Source organism: Devosia indica (assembly GCF_003056405.1).
Lineage (GTDB): Bacteria > Pseudomonadota > Alphaproteobacteria > Rhizobiales > Devosiaceae > Devosia > Devosia indica.
Genome location: NZ_PYVZ01000001.1, coordinates 211,310 through 228,549, shown reverse-complemented (window position 1 = coordinate 228,549; position 17,240 = coordinate 211,310). Strand labels below are relative to the sequence as shown.

The window sequence follows — 17,240 nt, the reverse complement described above, 5'->3', positions numbered from 1 at the left end:
CCCATTCCCTCCCCCTTGTGGGGAGGGTCGCAAAGCTGGACGCACCGCGTCCTGGCGCAGCTAAGGTGGGGGGCGGACGTCTTGCCTACCAATACCAGCCCAGCTCACCGGCTGCGTCGGCATCAAAATACAGCGTCACCAGCGCATCATCGGCGGGGTTGGTTTCCCCGTCGATATACTGGCGTTGCAGCAAGGTTACCGTCTCTGCGGCCTTGTCCTGATGCTGATAGAGATAGTCGAAACAGTCATCGTCATCCCCCACGCTGACGATGCTGTAGATCTCCTCCTTCAGCGCTGCCAGCGCGCGACCTTCAATGGCCGTGCCATCGGTCCGCTCGTAACCGCGGACTGTGGGCACCCAGTCATTGCCGGTCTCGCAGATATAGCGATCCTCTTTGAACACGCCGCGGTCGACAAAGGAGATGTCGACCTCTTCGCTCCAGGGGTTGGAAATCTCATAGATTGCCTCGGTTTCGCTCACCGCCAGATAGATATCGGACCAGGCGCAATTGCCGTCCTGCAGCCGGTAGCACCAGCGCTCCGCGCCCATCATCAGCACGGCCACATCGCTGATCGGTATCAGCTTGCCCGCCTTCATGCGGTCGATAACCGCCTGGCTGCCCGCGTCCTGTGCCGCTGCCGGGCCGGTTAGGCCGGCGCACAGGGCGATGAGTAAAGCTGCAGGGCGCATGGCGATCCTCCCAAGATCAAGGTCTTCACTCTAAGCTGGCAAGCGGGGCAAAGATAACCCCCCTTGACAGGCGCTCTATATGTAACAATAAAAGTTACATGAAACGATCAAGCCGTCTTTCCATCGCCTTGCACGCCCTGGTGCACCTCCACGCCCAGCCCGGCAAGCAGCTCAGCTCGGCCGCATTGGCCACTTGCCTGATGACCAATCCCGTCGTCGTGCGCCGCATTCTGGGCGAATTGCGCGAGGCGGCCATAGTCGATGCCAGCAAGGGGCCCAATGGCGGCTGGACGCTCAGCCGTCCGGCCACCGAAATCACCCTGCGCGATGTCTATGCCGCTCTTGGTGAGCGGATGCTGGTGCGCACCGAAAGCGATCCGGGCGACGTCACCTGCGCCATCGTGCGGTCGGTCGATCGGGTCATGCACGATTTTCTTGATGATGCCGAGGCCCTGCTGGCCGCCCGCCTGCAACGGGTGCGTTTGAGCGACCTGGCCACCGACGCGCTTCATGCGGGGTTCCCCCGCCTGGACTGACATTACCAACCCCAGAGCGGGCCTCAGGCGCTGCCAGGCTGTGGCAGCGGGTGGTTCTGCTCGCCCAGAAAAGGACCTGAAACATGCAGGATGTCATCATCATCGGCGGCAGCTTTGCCGGCCTCACCGCCGCCATGCAACTGGGCCGTGCCCGCCGCAAGGTCACCGTGCTCGACACCGGCCTAAACCGCAATCGCTATGCCGAACACGCCCATAATATCTTCGGCCATGACGGCATCCCGCCGGGCGAATTGCTCGCCACAGCCCGCCACCAGGTCCAGCACTATCCAACGGTGCAACTGGTCGGCGCCAGGGCCCAGCTCGTCACTGGCGAGCCCGATGATTTCCGCGTCACCACCGCCGATGGTGAAACCATTGCCGGCCGCCGCCTGATCCTGAGTTATGGCATTGTCGATGAAATGCCCGACATTCCCGGTTTTGCCCAATGCTGGGGCAAAACGGTCATCCACTGCCCCTTCTGCCACGGCTATGAAGTGGCCGGAAAACGCTGGGGCCTGCTCTATTCCTCGCCCATGTCGCTGCATGGTCCCACGCTCTACGCTAACTGGACCGACGACATCACCCTGATCCTGGACGGTCACGACATCCCCGAGGAGGAGCGCCACAAGCTCGAAAAGCGCGGCGTCAGGATCGCAAATGGCAAGCTCACCAGCATCACCCATGACCAGGGCCAAGTGCGCGGGGTCACGCTTGAAGACGGCACCGAAATCGGTCTCGATGCGCTTTATGCCCATCCGCGCAATCGCCCCTCGGCCGATCTGCATGCCCAGCTTGGCCTCGACATGAAAGACACCCCGACCGGCACCATGATCGCCATTGGCGACATGCAGACCGCCTCCCGCCCCGGCATCTTCGCCGCCGGCGACCTCGTCACCGGCATGCACTCGGTCACCTTCGCCAGCAACACCGGCTCGCTGGCGGCCATGGGCGCACTGCAGTCGATGATGGTGTGAGGGCGCCGACGCACCCCCACGCGGCCCCCCTGAAGAAGGGGGAGGAGCGCATCGAGTTCATCCTCGGTCTGGCGGCGATCACCGGCAGACCCCTCCCCCTTCTTCAGGGGGAGGTTGGGTGGGGGTGCGAACCCTTACCGCAACCAGCCCTGCGGTCGCGGATGCAGCTCCATCTGCCCGCCGCCGGTGGCCTCGTCGATCGCCGCAATCTCCTCATCGTTGAGATCGAGATTGTTCAGCACGCCCAGATTGTCTTTGAGCTGTTCGAGCGTCCTGACCCCAATCAGCGCCGAGGTCATCTCCTTGCGCCGCAGCACCCAGCTCAGCGCCAGTTGCACCATGGACTGGCCGCGCGCCTTGGCAATTTCGCCCACCTTGTCGACCGCCTCGAGCACACGCGGCTCGATATGGCTGGCGCGCAAGGTGCCGTTTGGATTGTCGCCCCGCGCGCCCTCGGTTTGCCCGCGATTATACTTGCCCGAAAGCACCCCCTGCGCCAGCGGCGAAAAGGCAATGACGCCGATTCCCAACTCGCCACAGGCATCGATCGTGTGATCGTTCTCGATCCAGCGATTGATCATTGAATAGCTCGGCTGGTGGATAGTGGTCGCCACCCCCATTTCTTTCAGGATCCGATGCGCTTCGCGCGTCTGCTGTTCCGGGTAGGACGAGATGCCGACATAAAGCGCCTTGCCTGATTTGACCGCATGGGCCAGCGCGCCCATGGTTTCTTCGAGCGGCGTGTCGGGATCGAAGCGGTGCGAATAGAAAATGTCGACATAGTCGAGCCCCATGCGCTTGAGCGATTGGTCGAGGCTTGCCAGCAGGTACTTGCGGCTCCCCCATTCGCCATAGGGTCCCGGCCACATATTGTAGCCTGCCTTGGTCGAAATGATCATCTCGTCGCGATAGGGCCGGAAGTCGCGGGCCATCACCTGCCCGAACAGCTCTTCGGACGATCCTGCCGGCGGCCCGTAATTATTGGCCAGGTCAAAATGGGTCACGCCCTGGTCGAAGGCATAGCCCAGGATTTCCATGGCGCTGGGATAGTCCCGCGTGCCGCCGAAATTCTGCCATAGCCCCAGGCTCACCACCGGCAGCGTCAGCCCCGATTTGCCCGAGCGGCGGTATTGCATGGTGTCATAGCGCGCCGGATCGGCCCGATAGGTCATGGTGTCTCTCCCAATTTTGTGGCAGCGGCCGCCCCGTGACGCCGGGCGCGGCCGGTGGTATGAGCGGCGCCATGAACGCGCCCGGCTCGAAATCCATGTCCAGTTTGCCCCAGACCCATCATCCATACAAGGTGATGGCCATCTATAAATTCGCGGCGCTGCCCGATGCCGAAGCGCTGAAAGGCCCATTGGCCGAATTCTGCTGTGGCCGCAATATCAAGGGCACGCTGATCCTCGCCCCCGAAGGCATCAACGGCACCGTCGCCGGCACGCCTGAGGCCATCGACGCGCTGGCCGGTTATCTCTTCGCCTCCGGTCCCTTCGGCACCCGGCTTGCCGGCGCCGAGGTGAAATATTCATTTGCCGACACTGCGCCCTTTCTGCGCATGAAAGTGCGTCTGAAGCCCGAGATCGTCACCCTGCGCGCGCCCCAGGTCGATCCCAACCGTCAGGTCGGTACCTATGTCGAACCCGAGGACTGGAACGCGCTGATCGAGCGCAATGACGTCGTGCTGGTCGATACCCGCAATGACTATGAAGTGGGTCTGGGGACCTTTCAGCGCGCCCTCGATCCGCACACTTCGAGCTTTGTCGAATTCAAGGACTATGTCGAAAAGCACCTCGATCCGAAAAAGGACAAGAAGGTCGCCATGTTCTGCACCGGCGGCATCCGCTGCGAAAAAGCCTCGTCATACTTGTTGAGCCAGGGCTTTGAGGAGGTCTTTCATCTCAAGGGCGGGATTCTGAAATATCTTGAAGTGGTGCCCGAGGAGCAAAGCCGGTTTTCCGGCGAATGCTTCGTGTTCGACGAGCGTGTCTCGGTTGGCCACGGGCTCGAACTGGGCAATGCCACCCTCTGCCGCGCCTGCCGCCATCCATTGACCGAGGCTGACCGGCGCCACGCCGATTTCCACGAAGGCATCTCCTGCCCCTATTGCGCCGGTGACACCGCCAAGCATCAGGCCGCCGCCGAGCGCCAGCGCCAGATGGACCTGGCCCGGCAACGCGGTCTCTCGCATATGGGCGACGCCGCCCTCACCGACGCCGAACGCCGCCGCCAGCAGAAAAAAGCGCAGGCCGAACGCGCGCGGCAAATCAATAAGGACTAAGCTGCCCGCGGTGCGATAGCTTGCAAGTCCGCGCCGATTTCGCGCCGTTTCTTCATCAGGTCAAACTCTGCCTGCAGTGACAGGAAAAATCCTTCCGACAGGCCGAAGTACCGCGCGAGCCGAAGATCTGTGTCCGCACTGACACTGCGCTCACCCAAGACGATTTCGTTTATACGCCGGGGAGGTACGTGGATGGCGCGGGCCAAAGCATTCTGGCTCAACCCCATCGGCTTCAAGAAGTCCTCGAGCAGGATTTCTCCCGGATGCGGATTGGGCAGCACCTCTTCAATGGTAGTCGACAATTGCGACATCGCGCGGTCCTCCTTCTTCCCCAGCAAAACAGATCCGCCATTGGTCATTGATGCGAACGCTCCATTGTCCAGCGCGTTTGCCTTTGAGACTCTCCAACCGATTTCCCGGCGGCACGCGAAGATCGCTTATGGTCCGGGCCGCATGCAGCAGACGCAGTTTGCGCAGGGCGATGGCCTGAATATCACCGGGCAGTTTGCGGCTGTGCCGCCCCTGCCAGATACGCTCCGTTTCGCCATCTGAAAAGCTTTGGATCACGGGCTGAATATAACGCCCTGCGTTACATAACGCAATGCGTTATGAGCAAATCGACGCATCGACATTGTCTATCTGAGCAGCGATGTTCAGTGCAGAAGTTCAATTCGCATAAGCCTTTCCAATGGATCTCGATCAGCTTCGCACCTTCGACCGCATCGTCCGTGACCGGTCCTTCACCCGGGCAGCGGCCTATCTCAACATCACCCAGGCCACCGCCTCCATGCGCATCCGCGCCCTGGAGAACCTGCTTGGCGTGTCGCTTTTTGTCCGTGGCCGCACCGTCACGCTGACCGATCAGGGCATGACCTTTCTGCCCTTTGCCCGTCGCATCATCGGCACGGCCCAGGAAGGGCACGAGGCGCTGCGCCGGGTCGAGCGTGGCCGGGTCTCGATCGGCTCGCTGCGCACCCTGGTCTCGCCCCTGATCACCGAAAGCCTCATCCGCTTTCAGGCGCAATACCCGTCCGTCGACGTGGTGGTGCGCGAAGGTCGTCAGGCCCAGATCGCTGCCATGCTGCATGAGCGCGAGGTTGAGATGGGGATTCTGTGCTGGCCCAATATCGATCCGCTGGTGGTCGATCTTGAGCCGCTCATCATCATGCGCGAGCGCGTGCCGCTGGTGGTTTCCCCCGAAGTGGCGGCCAGGCTCTCGGGCCAGCCCACCATCGACGAGGTGCTGACGCTGGTGCCCCGCGTCATTGCCCTGCGCTGGTGGCAGGCTGATCCGGAGCGTGCCGCGGCCCTGGTCCGGCTGGCCCGGACCAGCGTCGAATTGCCCACCGGTCCCGCACGGCGTCTGGCAATGAAAGGCGAGGGGCTGGGTTTCTTCGTCAATTCAGCCGTGGAAGAGGATGTGCGCGCCGGTCGCCTGGTGGAAATCTCACCGCTCGAGTTCGAGCCGCTGCACCGCGACACCGCCATGGTGGTGCGCAATCCTGCTGTGCTTGACCGCCCCATGCTGGCCGACTTTGTCCGCGAAATCGCCCAGGAATGCGCTCGCGTCGGCGAAATCATCGATGACCGGCTGCACCTGTTTCAGACCGGAAAGCCCGCTGCCCGCACGGCGGCGAGGTAGGTCCGGCTCACCGGCACGATGCTGCCATCGTCCAGCTCCAGCGCCGGCCGGCCATTCTGGCGCGTGCTGCGCCTGACCGCGTCGAGCGCCACCCAATGGCTGCGATGCACCTGCAATCCGGCGACCGGTGCGGTTTCCCTGATGGCGTCGGAGAGCCGCATCAGGATCAGGCTGCTGCCCTTGTCGGTCGTTACCTCGACATAGTGATCTGCAACCGAAATGCGTCTTATTGGACCTCGTTGCGGACGCGGCAACCGCTCCAACAGGGCTGGTGGGACATGTGCCGGGTCCGTTCGGGCGGGCCGCTCCAGCACCGCGCTGACCAGCGTCACCGCTGCCGATATCAGCGCGCAATAGATGCCCAGCGTGACAAGGTCGAAGCCGGTCCCGCCCGGCCCGAACACGACAATGTTGACCAGCGCCACGATGGCCGCCAGCAATGGTCCGGGCAAGGCTCCGGCCAGCAGCGCCGCAGCATATTTATTGAGCCGCGGCCGCAGCAGCCGTTCGACGAAGCCGACCAGCAATGTTCCGGCAAAGGCGGTGCTCAAGACGATCACGCCCCAATAGGCCAGGCGCGGGGCGACATCGAGCCGCTGATATGTGCCGAACGGTCCCACCAGTCCCACGATCAGCGCGATCGCGGCCAGCACAGTCCAGAACCGGGCATCGCGCGACAACCCCTGCAGTTCACGAAGCGTGGATTGCCATGGGCTGTTATTCACGAATGAGACCTGCGATTGGGGCACTTGCTGTTGTCGCGGCCAATCTAGCCAAGCATCGAGGTGAGGCAAAGTCTTTACCCTCACCAATATGGCGCTGTTCGATGTCTCTTTCGCCCCTGCTGCAATCTGACCTTGTCATCCAGATCCATGCCTTCGCCGCCATCGCGGCCACCCTGCTCGGCGCCCTCGTCCTCTGGCGCCGCAAGGGCACCGCCCTGCACAAGGCGATGGGGCGGGTCTGGGTGCTGCTGATGTTCATCACCGCCACCTCGGCCCTGTTTATCCACGACATAAGGCTGATCGGGCCGTTCAGCCCCATCCACCTGTTTTCGCTGTTCACCTATTACACGCTCTATGTTGGCCTCAAGGCCATCATCGTCGAGCGCAATGTGGCGCGCCACCGCGCCGAAATGCAGGGGCTCTATATCGGCGCGCTTGTCCTGGCTGGCGCCTTCACCTTCCTGCCCGGCCGGCGCATGCACGCGGTGCTGTTTGGCCCCGATGCCGGCTGGACCCACTCGCTGCTGGTCATCGTTCCGGTCCTCGTCGTTTCAGGCCTGGCCTGGTTGCGGATGCGGCGGCGGGCGCAGCGCGCCGTCTAGGCATTGCCGATCAGGATCCCCGCCGCGAATACCAGCGAGCCACCCAGCACCACCTGCATCACCGCCCGCCAGAACGGGGTCTGCATATAGCGGTTCTGGATATAGGCGATGGCCCAGAGCTCGATCAGCACCACGGCAATGGCAACGGCTGTGGCGGTGAAGAAATCTGCGATCAGATAGGGCAGGGCATGCCCCAGCCCGCCCACCGCTGTCATGATGCCCGCCGCCAGCCCGCGCTTGATCGGCGAGCCGCGCCCGGTCAGCTTGCCATCATCGGAAGCGGCCTCGGTGAAGCCCATGGAAATACCCGCGCCCACCGCTGCAGCCAGGCCCACCAGAAACGTCTGGTGCGTGTCCCCGGTGGCAAAGGCCGCGGCGAACACCGGTGCCAGCGTCGACACCGATCCATCCATCAGCCCGGCCAGCCCAGGCTGCACATAGGTCAAGAGGAACTGCCGGTGCTGTTCCTGGCTTTCGCTCTCGCGCCCTTCTGCCCCCAGCACACTGTCATCGATCTGGTCGGCGCGCTTGGCATGGCCCTTTTCGGCCGCCGCCAGATCGCCCAGCAGCTTGCGGATCCCCGCGTCACTCACCTGGTCGGCCGCAGCCAGATAGAACCGATAGGCCCCTTCCTCCATTTCCCACACCTGCTGGCGTGCCTGCTCCAGGGTCAGCGTCTTTTGCAGCCACACCGGCTTGCGGCTCAGGAAGCCGCGCACATGCTCGCGCCGGATCGGCACCAGCCGCGTCCCGAAGCGTTCGACATAAAGATCGAGCAGGCGCCGCCGGTGCTCGTCCTCTTCGGCCGCCATGCCTTCGAACAGCGCCGCGCTGCCCGGATAGGTCTCGCCCAGCCGCGTGGCATACTCCGAATAGATGCGTCCATCCTCTTCCTCGGCCGCTACGGCCAGGGAGAGAATTTCGCGCTCTGACAGCGAGGCGAAGTCACGGCGGTTATCGGGCCAGAGACGCAGCATGGCGCCCTCCATAGTTTAGAACCATTCCAGACTATGTTTAGAATGTTTCTAAACTAGAGGCAACTGCCATTTGCGCTGCGACAATGTGCAGGGCCCGCTCCCCGCCATTGCTCTTGAGCAGGCCGGAGGCACGGGCTATCGAGTGAGCCGTGAACAGCAGGACCCAAAGCTCAGCGCAGATCATGCTCCGCGAAACCGGCATCGCCGTCGCGGTGCTGGCCATCTATGTGCTCACGCTGCTGCTGCCGCTGCATCAGGCCGCCGGCCTGCAGCGCGATCTCAACGCCATCGGTTTCTCAACCCTGGATTCCTGGTCGGTCTGTCAGCCATTGGCGCAGGACGGCAATGGCGACCCGCATGAGGCCGCTGCGCTCAATTGCCCGGCCACCGGTGTCGCCAAGCACCAGCTCGCCACCTTGCCGCCGCCGGCACCGGCCCTTGCGCCCCCGGCCGGGGCCGAGATCATTCGCTTCGCAGAGGCCCCCAGTCCACACCGATCCCTGCTGCCCGACCATGTCGGGCAATCCCGCGCGCCGCCTGTCACGGTCTGATTTCAAGCCTTCCCGGCAGGTCTCCTGCCGGTATCAGACCGTTTTTTGACTGGAGATCACGATGATCCGTTCTATTTTTGCCGCGCTGACCCTTGTTGCGCTGTCCGCTGCCCCTGCCATGGCCCACGACATCACCTTTGGCCCCCTCGAACTCAACGCGCCCTTTGCCCGCGCCACTCTGCCCAACGCTCCGGTGGCCGGTGGTTTTCTCACAATCGTCAACACTGGCGATACCGATGATCGCCTCCTCCGGGCCGAGGTGACATTCGCCAGCGACGCCCAGATCCATGAAATGGCCATGGAAGGCGATGTCATGAAAATGCGTCAACTGGAGGATGGTCTGGCCATTCCCGCCGGCGAAACTGTGGTGCTCGAACCCGGCGGATACCACCTCATGTTCATGGGCCTCAGCCAGGCTCTGGTCGAAGGCGAAACCGTTCCGGTTGTGCTGACCTTCGAGCAGGCCGGCACGGTCACCGTGGATCTCCATATCGGCGCCCCGGCCGCCGACGCCTCGGCAGAAGACCATTCTGCCCATATGGGGCACTGACCCATGGCCCTGTCCCATATCCGCACCGTGCTCTGGACCCTGGTGGCCGTCGCTGCCCTGGGGGCCACCGGGCTTTATGTTTACACCACCATGACGCGTCCGGCCCAGGCGGTTGCCCTGGGGCAGGGCGACTATGAACTGGTGACCGCGACCGGCGCGGCGTTCAATCGCGACAGCCTCAAGGGCAGCCCATCCATGCTGTTTTTCGGCTTCACCCATTGCCCCGAGGTCTGCCCCACCTCGCTGGCCGAAATGGCCAGTTGGTACGAGGCATTGGGCGACGAGGCAGACGATCTCAACGCCTTTTTCGTCACCGTCGATCCCGAGCGGGATACGGCGGAAGTCATTGGCGACTATGTGAGCTGGACCGGCCGTGTCACCGGCGTCACCGGATCCCCGGACGAGATCGCCAAGGCGGCCCAGTCCTGGGCCGTCTATGCCGAAAAAGTGCCGCTTGAAGGCGGCGACTACACCATGGACCACACCGCCTCGGTGTTCCTGGTCAATGCTGAGGGCGAGTTCGAGGGCACCATTGCCTATCGCGAAGACAGCGACACCGCCCTCGCCAAGCTCCGGCGCCTGCTCGAGGGCTGAGCCACGCGGGGCAGATCGGCATCGTGCCGGTCTGCCCGGTCGTGAGCGCTCAGGCGGATCAGCCCCCCATGAACCGCGCCATGCGGAACGGGTGAATATCGATCGCGGTCTCTTCCCCGGTCATCGCCTGCGCCAGCAATTCGCCGGTGGCCGGTCCCAGCGTAAAGCCGTGATGGGCGTGACCGATACCCACGAACAAACCCTGGTGCCTGGGGGCCTTCGAAATGATCGGCATCATGTCCGGCGTGCAGGGGCGGGCCCCCTTCCAGGGCTGCGGGTCGAGCCGCTCGCCCAGCGGGAACAATTCCCGCGCCGCGGCCTCTGCCTTGCCAAGCTGGATCGGGGTTGGCGCGGCGTCGCGCTCGGCAAATTCGGCCCCGGTGGTAATGCGGATACCCTTGGCCATCGGCGCCATGGCATAGCCGACTTCCGGGTCGAGCAGCAAATGGTTGAGCGCTGCGCCTTCGGCAGTACCATAATGCATGTGATAGCCGCGCTTGACGAACAGCGGCAGCCGATAGCCCAGCCTGTCCAGCACATCGGGCGCCCACGGGCCCAGGGCAATCACCGCCTGCTTGGCAGATAGCTGTCGGCCCGCAATCTCGGCCTGCCAGCCCTCGGAAACCTGGTTCAGACCTGTTGCTGCACCGCGGACAAACGTGCCCCCCAGTTTCTCGAACAGGTTGAAATAGGCGGTCACCAAGGCCCCCGGATCACGCACCGTCCACGGATCGGTCCAGTGAATGGCGCCGGCCAGGCCGCCGGTCAGGCCGGGCTCGGCCTTTTGCAGCGCCGGCCAGTCCAGCACCTCAAAGCCGATCCCGAACTGGTCATGGTCGCCCTGCGCCTTGCGTGCTTCCTTCTCCAGTTTTTCCGGACTGCGGAAAGCCAGATGCCAGCCATAGCGCGAAATCAGGCTCTCGGCCTCCGGGCCGCAGGCGTCGATCAGGTCAGCATGGGTGATGATCGAACGCCCGATCAGCGGCGCATAGCTTTGCACCACCTTGCGATAATGCTCGGGCGAGGATTCCCACCAATAGCGCAACAGCGGCGGCGCCAGCCGGGGCAGCGCTAGCGGCTCATAGCGGGCCGCAGTCGAAAGATGCAGCCCCACCTGCAGCAGGGTTTGCAGGTCGCGCGGAAACGGATGCGGCCGCACCCCCTCGCGCTGGATGATCCCCGCATTGCCAAAGCTGGTCTCGTGCCCCGGCTCACTTCTGTCGACCAGGGTCACGCTGCGCCCGCGCCGCAGCAGGTGAATGCCGGTGGCAATGCCGACAATGCCGGCGCCAAGAATGAGTACGTCGTCCATCGCTGCGCGACCCCTTTGCGCCGTTCCTGCCTGCCAATCTATCAAAACATCACTGCAATAAGCCGTCCATCTTTCGCTCGATCTAGACTCGGAACTGTAATTTATTGCGCAACAGTCGGGTCTGGCGCGATAAAGTAGCGATCATCGCGCCAGTCCGATGCAATTTAGGCGCCGCCTAGTGTTCAATCTTGCCAAAACGCAGCATCAGCAGCCCGTCATTGAAGGGTATGGCTTCGATCAGGTTCAATTGGGTGGAGACGCCGTCCGGAAACAGACGCTTGCCCCGCCCCAGCAGGCGCGGATAGAGCAGCAGGTTCATTTCATCCACCAGACCAGCCTTGAACAGCTCATGGCAGACGCTGGCACTGCCGAAGATGAGGATGGCGCCGCTCACCTCGTCCTTCAATTGCGCAACGGAGGCGGTCAGGTCTGGCCCGAGCCAGGTCGTGCCTTGCCAGCCGGGCGCCGTCACCGTCCGCGACGCCAGATATTTTGGCATTTCATTGATGTGCCGGGCATAGTCGGACTCCACGGTCGGCCACACGGCGGCAAAGCCGTCATAAGTCTTGCGTCCCAGGATTAGGGCGTCGGCCTTGAGCAGCTCCTGTTCCTTGAAAGCATCGCCACGCGGACCACGGCTATAGGCACCGATCCAGTCGCCCAAGCCTGAATTTTCCATGCCCACCGGGTCTTCGATCACCCCGTCCAACGACATGTATTGGGAAACGACAATCTTCGCGCTCATCGATCATCTCCTTGCGTTTGCGCTTCGACAAGGAGGAGCATATTGTTTCTGAAATCAGCCGATAGAAGCTGCTTTCGAAAGTCATAATTGTAAAATCTGGAATTATCATGGATCGTCTTGATGAGCTTCAGGTTCTCATCGCAGTGGTGGAAACAGGCAGCCTGCGTCAGGCGGCCCTGCGCCTGCGCCGTTCACCACCCGCCATCACCCGCGCGCTGGCCCAGCTCGAAGATCGCCTGTCGCGCCAGCTTGTCGAGCGGACCACACGCAAGCTCTCCATCACCGAAGCCGGGCGAGATGCCTATGAACAGGCGCTGGCGCTGACTAGGCAATGGCAGGACTTGGCCGCCCAACCTCTGGCGGCTCCTGTGCGCGGTGTCGTGCGGATCACCGCGCCACCCGTTTTCGGGCAGCTTTTTCTGGGTGCCGCCATAGACGGTTTTCTGGCGCGATGGCCCGATGCCCAGGCGGAAATCCTGCTCGAAGACCGCTATCTCGATTTCATCGAATATGGCCTGGATGCAGCTGTGCGGCTTGGGAGGCTGCCCGATTCGGGGCTTCGGACCCGCAAGGTCGGCGAAGTGCGCTGGATCGTCGTGGCCAGTCCTTCCTATCTGCTCGCACGCGGCCGGCCCGGGCGCCCCGACGACGTTTTCGCTCATCAGATCATCGCCGAGTCCGGTCGCAGCGGCGCCCCCACCTGGGATTTTCGCGACACTGAGCCAATGCCCTTGCAACCCCATTGGATGAGCAATGATATCGAAATGCAGCGTCAGGCTGCCCGCGCTGGTCACGGCCTGGCCCGGTTTCTCAACTATCAGGTGGGCGAGGATCTCCGCGACGGACGACTGCTGCGTGTCCTGCAGGACTACGAACCCGCTCCACTCCCTGTACAGATCGTAACCTCGGGAGCACGGCACGCCGATGGCAAGGTCCAGGCCATCGCCACCCATCTCGCCGATCATTTGCGCCCGATTCTCGCCAGGACGAGCTAGATCCGGGCGAGGTCCATGTTTTGGTGCACATAGCCCAACACGCTCGCGGGCACTTCCGTGGCCAGCCAGTCACGGAAAAAGCCCAGCTTCTTCGGCTCCCGCCGCCCCTTGGCCGTTGCCAGGAAATAGCCGCGCTTGCCCGTTGCCGGCAGATCAAACGGCCGGATCAGCCGCCCATCGCTCACCGCATCGGCGGTCATCATGTCGGCGGCCAGCAAGATGCCCTGCCCGGAAATCGCCGCATCAAAGGCCAGCGAGGCATCCGAATAGACCGGGCCACTAAGCGGCATGGCCGGGTCCAGCCCCACTGTTTTCAGCCAGGCCGGCCAGTCGAGCATGCTGGTCTGGTCGGCAATCACCGGCACATGCGCCAGGTCCGCCGGGTTTTTCACCCGGTCGCGGATCAGGGGCGAACAGACCGGCTGGTATTCCTGTCCGCCGATCAGGCTCACATTGACCCCCGGCCAGGTTCCGTCGCCATAGCGGATGCCGCAATCGATATCGGGCCGGCTCAGGTCCAGCATTGCCCCGGTCACTGTCAGCCGCACTTCCAGGCCCGGATAGAGCGCGGAGAATTTGTTGACCCGCCAGATCAGCCAGCGCGAGGCAAACACGCTCCCCACCGTCACGTTGAGCACGCCCTCATGCGCGCCCGTCAGGCTCGCCAGGCCATCCTGCAATTGGGTGAAGCCGCCAGTTAGTTGCGGCAAGACCTGCATGAGGGCTGGCAGCGGTTTGATGCCCTGCGGCGTGCGCGCGAACAATTCCATGCCCAGCCGGTCCTCGGCCCGGCGCAGATGCTGGCTGACTGCGCCAATGGTCACGCCCAGCTCCTCCGCCGCCGGCGCCAGCGCCCCGCGACGGGCGACAATTTCGATGGCGCGCAGTGCATTGAGCGGTATGGGGAAGGGGTTTGTCATATAGATTTTCTATATCGGCGTGCAGGCCTTGTCCATTGCAGGTGCAGCTCTGCGGGCGCATTATGAGCTCATAGCAAATCCCTCATCACTTCCGGAGACAGAAAATGTCACTCCTGACCCGCCTTCTGGCGTGGTTCGGCAAGTTCGTGCCGTCACGCCCCCGCACACCCCATCCCGACAGCATGCCCCTGCATGACTGGGCCGATCTGCCGCCGCATCATCCCAACTGCGATCCGTGCTGATCACTCGCAGATCTGCGCTGTGCAGCTCTGTCCGTGGCACCCCAGGTCCAGGTGGAAATGATCTGCATGCTCGGCATTGGCCTCGGGGCCGAGCACGGTGGTGAACCGTCCGCAAGCCGCTCCATGCGCCTGCCGCAACAGCAGCCCCGCCGGTGCAGCGGCCGGCAACCAGTCCGCCTCCACGGCAATGCTCTGGCCATTTTCCAGCGTGAACCCCACCACGTCGAGCGCATTGGCAAAGCCGTGTTCGGAGACGAACCCGTCCGCCGCGCCATAGCGGTTGCGGCACATCAATGACGTGCCGGTCGTCACCGCGGCGATAGGACTGTCGAGCGCGGCGTTGGCATAAAGATCCACCGCGCCCACCCAGTCGGCAATCGCCCCCGCCATCTGGCAATTGGTGGTGACGGGCGCGGTGAACCCGATCTCCCGGCCATTGACCCGCACCCCTGTCACCGACAGCGGCGAGCGCACCCCGCAAATCCCTTCGGCCACCGGATCGAGCATCTCCCCGATCACCCGGCCCTCCAGCAGCGCCGGACAGGCCGTCTGGTACACCCGATCCGGCTCCGCGCGGTTAACGGGCACAGCGCTTTCCACCTCGGCCTCATCCACCTCTGGCGCGGAATCTTCCTCTACCGCAGTCTGCCCTGCCGGTCGCGGGCGGGGCATCGGTGGCGCGTCATCCGCCTCGCCGTCTTCCTCCGCTGCGGGCCGTTCATCGCGCGGCGTCGGGGTCACCGGCGCGACCGGCTCAATCGGCGCCTCCCGAACAGTGGCCGGCGCCGTCCGCTCGGGCAGCACATCCTCCACGAAACGCTCGAAATCCTGCAACAAATCCTGCCCCGCAGCCGGGGTGGTCGCGATAAGCAGGGCGGCGATGGCAGTCTGGGTGAACCTGTGCATGGCTCTCCAACGCGCCATCCGCCCTCGCGTTGCCGCAAAACCCCGGTTAACCCCCGCTAAACCATCTTTCTCGGCTCCCGCGCTTCTGCTACAGCCACGGCTATGACCACGCCGCTCAAGAACATTCGCAATTTCTCCATCGTCGCACATATCGACCATGGCAAATCCACCCTGGCCGATCGCCTGATCCAGATGACGGGCGGGCTCGACCTGCGCGAGATGAAGGCTCAGGTGCTCGATTCGATGGATATCGAGCGCGAGCGCGGCATCACCATCAAGGCGCAGACGGTGCGTCTGAAATACAAGGCCGAAGATGGCGAGGATTACATCCTCAACCTCATCGACACCCCCGGCCATGTCGACTTCGCCTATGAAGTCTCTCGCTCGATGGCCGCCGTCGAAGGCTCCCTGCTCGTGGTCGATGCCAGCCAGGGCGTCGAGGCGCAGACCCTGGCCAATGTCTATCACGCCATCGACGCCAATCACGAAATCGTCCCGGTCCTGAACAAGGTCGATCTGCCCGCCGCCGATGTCGAGCGCGTCAAGACCCAGATCGAGGACGTCATCGGCATCGACGCGTCCGAGGCGCTGGAAATCTCGGCCAAGACAGGCCTGGGCATGGAAAGCGTGCTCGAAGCCATCGTCAAGCGCCTCCCCGCCCCCAAGGGCGAGCTCAACGCGCCCCTGAAGGCCCTCTTGGTCGATAGCTGGTACGACACCTATCTCGGCGTGGTTGTCCTCGTCCGCATCATTGATGGGGTGATGAAAAAGGGCCAGAAGATCCGCATGATGGCCTCCGGCGCCGTCTATGAGCTGGACCGCGTCGCCGTCACCACCCCCAAGCTGGTCGAGGTCAAGGAGCTGACCCCGGGCGAGCTGGGCGTCTTCACCGCCTCGATCAAGGAAGTGGCCGATACCAATGTCGGCGACACCATCACCGAGGACAAGAAACCCACCGACAAGGCGCTGCCGGGCTTTAGACCGGCACAACCCGTCGTGTTCTGCGGCCTCTTCCCGGTCGATGCTTCGGATTTTGACGAGCTGCGCGCCGCCATGGGCAAGCTGCGCCTGAATGACGCCAGCTTCTCTTTCGAGATGGAAACCAGCGCCGCGCTGGGCTTCGGCTTCCGCTGCGGCTTTTTGGGCCTCTTGCACCTCGAAATCATCCAGGAGCGCCTCTCCCGCGAGTTCGATCTGGACCTGATCGCCACCGCCCCCTCGGTGGTCTACGAGGTCGAAATGACCAATGGCGAGACGCAATATCTGCACAATCCCGCCGATCTGCCCGATGTGATGAAGATCGCCGAAATCCGCGAACCCTGGATCAAGGCGACCATTCTCACCCCCGACGAATATCTTGGCGCGATCCTCAAGCTCTGCCAGGACCGCCGCGGCATCCAGACCAATCTGAGCTATGTCGGCCAGCGCGCCATGGTCGAATATGAATTGCCGCTCAACGAGGTGGTGTTCGATTTCTATGATCGCCTGAAGTCGATCTCCAAGGGCTATGCCAGCTTTGACTATCAACTGGCCGAACATCGCGCCGGCGACCTGGTCAAGCTCTCGATCCTGGTCAATGCCGAGCCGGTCGATGCGCTTTCCATGCTGGTGCACCGCACTGTCGCTGAGTCACGTGGCCGCGTCATGTGCGAAAAGCTCAAGGAGCTGATCCCCCCGCATCTGTTCGTCATCCCGATCCAGGCCGCCATCGGCGGCAAGATCATCGCCCGCGAAACCGTCCGCGCCATGCGCAAGGACGTGACGGCCAAGTGCTACGGCGGCGACGCCACGCGCAAACGCAAGCTGCTGGAGAAACAGAAAGCCGGCAAGAAGCGCATGCGCCAGTTCGGGTCTGTGGAGATTCCGCAGGAGGCGTTTATCAAGGCGCTGAAGATGGGTGATGACTAGTTTATAGAGCAGCCGTTGGAAGAAAAGGTGAAACGACCTTTCCGCGTCGTGTGTGACAGTAAACTGCTCTGAGCCGCTTCACTTAAAGG

21 protein-coding genes are annotated in these 17,240 nt (G+C 63.1%); 11 read left to right on the top strand and 10 right to left on the bottom strand.

The genetic code is table 11. From position 1 onward, the window contains the following. Nucleotides 1–85: 85 nt before the first annotated feature. The gene (locus tag DDE76_RS01080; protein ID WP_104892394.1) at nt 86–691 is read right to left on the bottom strand and encodes a hypothetical protein; all 606 of its coding nucleotides are present in this window, start codon (nt 689–691) and stop codon (nt 86–88) included. 98 nt (nt 692–789) lie between these two features. Between DDE76_RS01080 and DDE76_RS01075 the strand changes: the two genes are divergently transcribed. Both DDE76_RS01075 and DDE76_RS01070 read left to right on the top strand, forming a co-directional pair. Next, on the top strand, nt 790–1,227 hold the full coding sequence (locus DDE76_RS01075; RefSeq protein ID WP_104892393.1) for an Rrf2 family transcriptional regulator: 438 nt from the start codon (nt 790–792) through the stop codon (nt 1,225–1,227). 83 nt (nt 1,228–1,310) lie between these two features. Continuing rightward, nucleotides 1,311–2,201: an NAD(P)/FAD-dependent oxidoreductase gene (locus tag DDE76_RS01070; protein WP_104892392.1), complete on the top strand. Its 891-nt coding sequence runs from the start codon at nt 1,311–1,313 to the stop codon at nt 2,199–2,201. Between the two features lie 134 nt (nt 2,202–2,335). Here DDE76_RS01070 and DDE76_RS01065 read toward each other — a convergent pair whose 3' ends face one another. Then, a complete protein-coding gene (locus tag DDE76_RS01065) occupies nt 2,336–3,373 on the bottom strand; it encodes an aldo/keto reductase (protein ID WP_104892391.1) in 1,038 nt (345 codons plus the stop codon). Between the two features lie 71 nt (nt 3,374–3,444). Here DDE76_RS01065 and trhO point away from each other — a divergent pair, with 71 nt between their 5' ends. After that, the gene (gene trhO / locus DDE76_RS01060; RefSeq protein WP_245891755.1) at nt 3,445–4,482 is read left to right on the top strand and encodes an oxygen-dependent tRNA uridine(34) hydroxylase TrhO; all 1,038 of its coding nucleotides are present in this window, start codon (nt 3,445–3,447) and stop codon (nt 4,480–4,482) included. On the opposite strand, the gene DDE76_RS01055 is transcribed toward trhO, so the two are convergent. Beyond that, nucleotides 4,479–4,793, bottom strand: coding sequence for a HigA family addiction module antitoxin (locus DDE76_RS01055; protein WP_104892390.1), 315 nt, complete (start codon nt 4,791–4,793; stop codon nt 4,479–4,481). The genes trhO and DDE76_RS01055 overlap by 4 nt on opposite strands. Next, nucleotides 4,768–5,049 carry a type II toxin-antitoxin system RelE/ParE family toxin gene (locus DDE76_RS01050; RefSeq protein WP_104892389.1) on the bottom strand — a complete coding sequence of 94 codons (282 nt, stop codon included), beginning with the start codon at nt 5,047–5,049 and terminating at the stop codon, nt 4,768–4,770. Before DDE76_RS01050 ends, DDE76_RS01055 begins: the two co-directional genes overlap by 26 nt. Before the next feature lie 121 nt (nt 5,050–5,170). On the opposite strand from DDE76_RS01050, the gene DDE76_RS01045 reads away from it, so the two are divergent. Beyond that, nucleotides 5,171–6,124 carry a LysR family transcriptional regulator gene (locus DDE76_RS01045; RefSeq protein ID WP_104892388.1) on the top strand — a complete coding sequence of 318 codons (954 nt, stop codon included), beginning with the start codon at nt 5,171–5,173 and terminating at the stop codon, nt 6,122–6,124. Here the strand turns inward: DDE76_RS01045 and DDE76_RS01040 are convergent. After that, nucleotides 6,085–6,849: a LytTR family DNA-binding domain-containing protein gene (locus tag DDE76_RS01040; protein WP_157955606.1), complete on the bottom strand. Its 765-nt coding sequence runs from the start codon at nt 6,847–6,849 to the stop codon at nt 6,085–6,087. The two genes, DDE76_RS01045 and DDE76_RS01040, sit on opposite strands and share 40 nt — an antisense overlap. Nucleotides 6,850–6,950: 101 nt before the next feature. On the opposite strand from DDE76_RS01040, the gene DDE76_RS01035 reads away from it, so the two are divergent. Then, nucleotides 6,951–7,451, top strand: coding sequence for a DUF2306 domain-containing protein (locus tag DDE76_RS01035; RefSeq protein ID WP_104892386.1), 501 nt, complete (start codon nt 6,951–6,953; stop codon nt 7,449–7,451). Here DDE76_RS01035 and mbfA read toward each other — a convergent pair. Further along, complete coding sequence (gene mbfA, locus DDE76_RS01030; RefSeq protein ID WP_104894798.1) at nt 7,448–8,428, bottom strand: iron exporter MbfA; 981 nt, start codon at nt 8,426–8,428, stop codon at nt 7,448–7,450. The two genes, DDE76_RS01035 and mbfA, sit on opposite strands and share 4 nt — an antisense overlap. A 149-nt stretch (nt 8,429–8,577) precedes the next feature. On the opposite strand from mbfA, the gene DDE76_RS01025 reads away from it, so the two are divergent. From DDE76_RS01025 to DDE76_RS01015, 3 genes are all read left to right on the top strand, one after another. After that, entirely contained in the window at nt 8,578–8,979 is a 402-nt protein-coding gene (locus DDE76_RS01025; RefSeq protein ID WP_157955605.1) for a hypothetical protein, read from the top strand. Nucleotides 8,980–9,040: 61 nt separating this feature from the next. Then, nucleotides 9,041–9,529 carry a copper chaperone PCu(A)C gene (locus tag DDE76_RS01020; RefSeq protein ID WP_104892384.1) on the top strand — a complete coding sequence of 163 codons (489 nt, stop codon included), beginning with the start codon at nt 9,041–9,043 and terminating at the stop codon, nt 9,527–9,529. A 3-nt stretch (nt 9,530–9,532) separates the two neighbouring features. Continuing rightward, nucleotides 9,533–10,123 (top strand): SCO family protein, encoded by a 591-nt coding sequence (locus DDE76_RS01015; protein WP_104892383.1) that lies wholly within the window; start codon nt 9,533–9,535, stop codon nt 10,121–10,123. A gap of 58 nt (nt 10,124–10,181) precedes the next feature. Here DDE76_RS01015 and DDE76_RS01010 read toward each other — a convergent pair whose 3' ends face one another. Further along, nucleotides 10,182–11,435 carry an NAD(P)/FAD-dependent oxidoreductase gene (locus tag DDE76_RS01010; RefSeq protein ID WP_104892382.1) on the bottom strand — a complete coding sequence of 418 codons (1,254 nt, stop codon included), beginning with the start codon at nt 11,433–11,435 and terminating at the stop codon, nt 10,182–10,184. A 175-nt stretch (nt 11,436–11,610) separates the two neighbouring features. Further along, nucleotides 11,611–12,180: a dihydrofolate reductase family protein gene (locus DDE76_RS01005; protein ID WP_104892381.1), complete on the bottom strand. Its 570-nt coding sequence runs from the start codon at nt 12,178–12,180 to the stop codon at nt 11,611–11,613. A gap of 107 nt (nt 12,181–12,287) precedes the next feature. On the opposite strand from DDE76_RS01005, the gene DDE76_RS01000 reads away from it, so the two are divergent. Beyond that, nucleotides 12,288–13,175, top strand: coding sequence for a LysR family transcriptional regulator (locus DDE76_RS01000; protein ID WP_104892380.1), 888 nt, complete (start codon nt 12,288–12,290; stop codon nt 13,173–13,175). Here the strand turns inward: DDE76_RS01000 and DDE76_RS00995 are convergent. Further along, on the bottom strand, nt 13,172–14,095 hold the full coding sequence (locus DDE76_RS00995; protein ID WP_104892379.1) for a LysR substrate-binding domain-containing protein: 924 nt from the start codon (nt 14,093–14,095) through the stop codon (nt 13,172–13,174). The two genes, DDE76_RS01000 and DDE76_RS00995, sit on opposite strands and share 4 nt — an antisense overlap. Before the next feature lie 104 nt (nt 14,096–14,199). Between DDE76_RS00995 and DDE76_RS19460 the strand changes: the two genes are divergently transcribed. Continuing rightward, the gene (locus DDE76_RS19460) at nt 14,200–14,337 is read left to right on the top strand and encodes a hypothetical protein (protein ID WP_157955604.1); all 138 of its coding nucleotides are present in this window, start codon (nt 14,200–14,202) and stop codon (nt 14,335–14,337) included. On the opposite strand, the gene DDE76_RS00990 is transcribed toward DDE76_RS19460, so the two are convergent. After that, complete coding sequence (locus DDE76_RS00990) at nt 14,338–15,261, bottom strand: extensin-like domain-containing protein (RefSeq protein WP_210202704.1); 924 nt, start codon at nt 15,259–15,261, stop codon at nt 14,338–14,340. 84 nt (nt 15,262–15,345) lie between these two features. On the opposite strand from DDE76_RS00990, the gene lepA reads away from it, so the two are divergent. Then, complete coding sequence (gene lepA / locus DDE76_RS00985; RefSeq protein WP_104892377.1) at nt 15,346–17,151, top strand: translation elongation factor 4; 1,806 nt, start codon at nt 15,346–15,348, stop codon at nt 17,149–17,151. Nucleotides 17,152–17,240: the final 89 nt, after the last annotated feature.

Excerpts from the sequence above, each read along its gene's own strand:
- trhO (WP_245891755.1), top strand. The coding sequence starts at position 3,445 with ATGAACGCGCCCGGCTCGAAATCCATGTCCAGTTTGCCCCAGACCCAT.
- DDE76_RS19460 (WP_157955604.1), top strand. The coding sequence starts at position 14,200 with ATGTCACTCCTGACCCGCCTTCTGGCGTGGTTCGGCAAGTTCGTGCCG.
- DDE76_RS00990 (WP_210202704.1), bottom strand. The coding sequence starts at position 15,261 with ATGGCGCGTTGGAGAGCCATGCACAGGTTCACCCAGACTGCCATCGCC.
- DDE76_RS01020 (WP_104892384.1), top strand. The coding sequence starts at position 9,041 with ATGATCCGTTCTATTTTTGCCGCGCTGACCCTTGTTGCGCTGTCCGCT.
- mbfA (WP_104894798.1), bottom strand. The coding sequence starts at position 8,428 with ATGCTGCGTCTCTGGCCCGATAACCGCCGTGACTTCGCCTCGCTGTCA.
- DDE76_RS01065 (WP_104892391.1), bottom strand. The coding sequence starts at position 3,373 with ATGACCTATCGGGCCGATCCGGCGCGCTATGACACCATGCAATACCGC.
- DDE76_RS01045 (WP_104892388.1), top strand. The coding sequence starts at position 5,171 with ATGGATCTCGATCAGCTTCGCACCTTCGACCGCATCGTCCGTGACCGG.
- DDE76_RS01070 (WP_104892392.1), top strand. The coding sequence starts at position 1,311 with ATGCAGGATGTCATCATCATCGGCGGCAGCTTTGCCGGCCTCACCGCC.
- DDE76_RS01005 (WP_104892381.1), bottom strand. The coding sequence starts at position 12,180 with ATGAGCGCGAAGATTGTCGTTTCCCAATACATGTCGTTGGACGGGGTG.
- DDE76_RS01035 (WP_104892386.1), top strand. The coding sequence starts at position 6,951 with ATGTCTCTTTCGCCCCTGCTGCAATCTGACCTTGTCATCCAGATCCAT.
- DDE76_RS01000 (WP_104892380.1), top strand. The coding sequence starts at position 12,288 with ATGGATCGTCTTGATGAGCTTCAGGTTCTCATCGCAGTGGTGGAAACA.
- DDE76_RS01010 (WP_104892382.1), bottom strand. The coding sequence starts at position 11,435 with ATGGACGACGTACTCATTCTTGGCGCCGGCATTGTCGGCATTGCCACC.
- DDE76_RS01075 (WP_104892393.1), top strand. The coding sequence starts at position 790 with ATGAAACGATCAAGCCGTCTTTCCATCGCCTTGCACGCCCTGGTGCAC.
- DDE76_RS01015 (WP_104892383.1), top strand. The coding sequence starts at position 9,533 with ATGGCCCTGTCCCATATCCGCACCGTGCTCTGGACCCTGGTGGCCGTC.
- DDE76_RS00995 (WP_104892379.1), bottom strand. The coding sequence starts at position 14,095 with ATGACAAACCCCTTCCCCATACCGCTCAATGCACTGCGCGCCATCGAA.
- DDE76_RS01080 (WP_104892394.1), bottom strand. The coding sequence starts at position 691 with ATGCGCCCTGCAGCTTTACTCATCGCCCTGTGCGCCGGCCTAACCGGC.
- DDE76_RS01055 (WP_104892390.1), bottom strand. The coding sequence starts at position 4,793 with ATGTCGCAATTGTCGACTACCATTGAAGAGGTGCTGCCCAATCCGCAT.
- lepA (WP_104892377.1), top strand. The coding sequence starts at position 15,346 with ATGACCACGCCGCTCAAGAACATTCGCAATTTCTCCATCGTCGCACAT.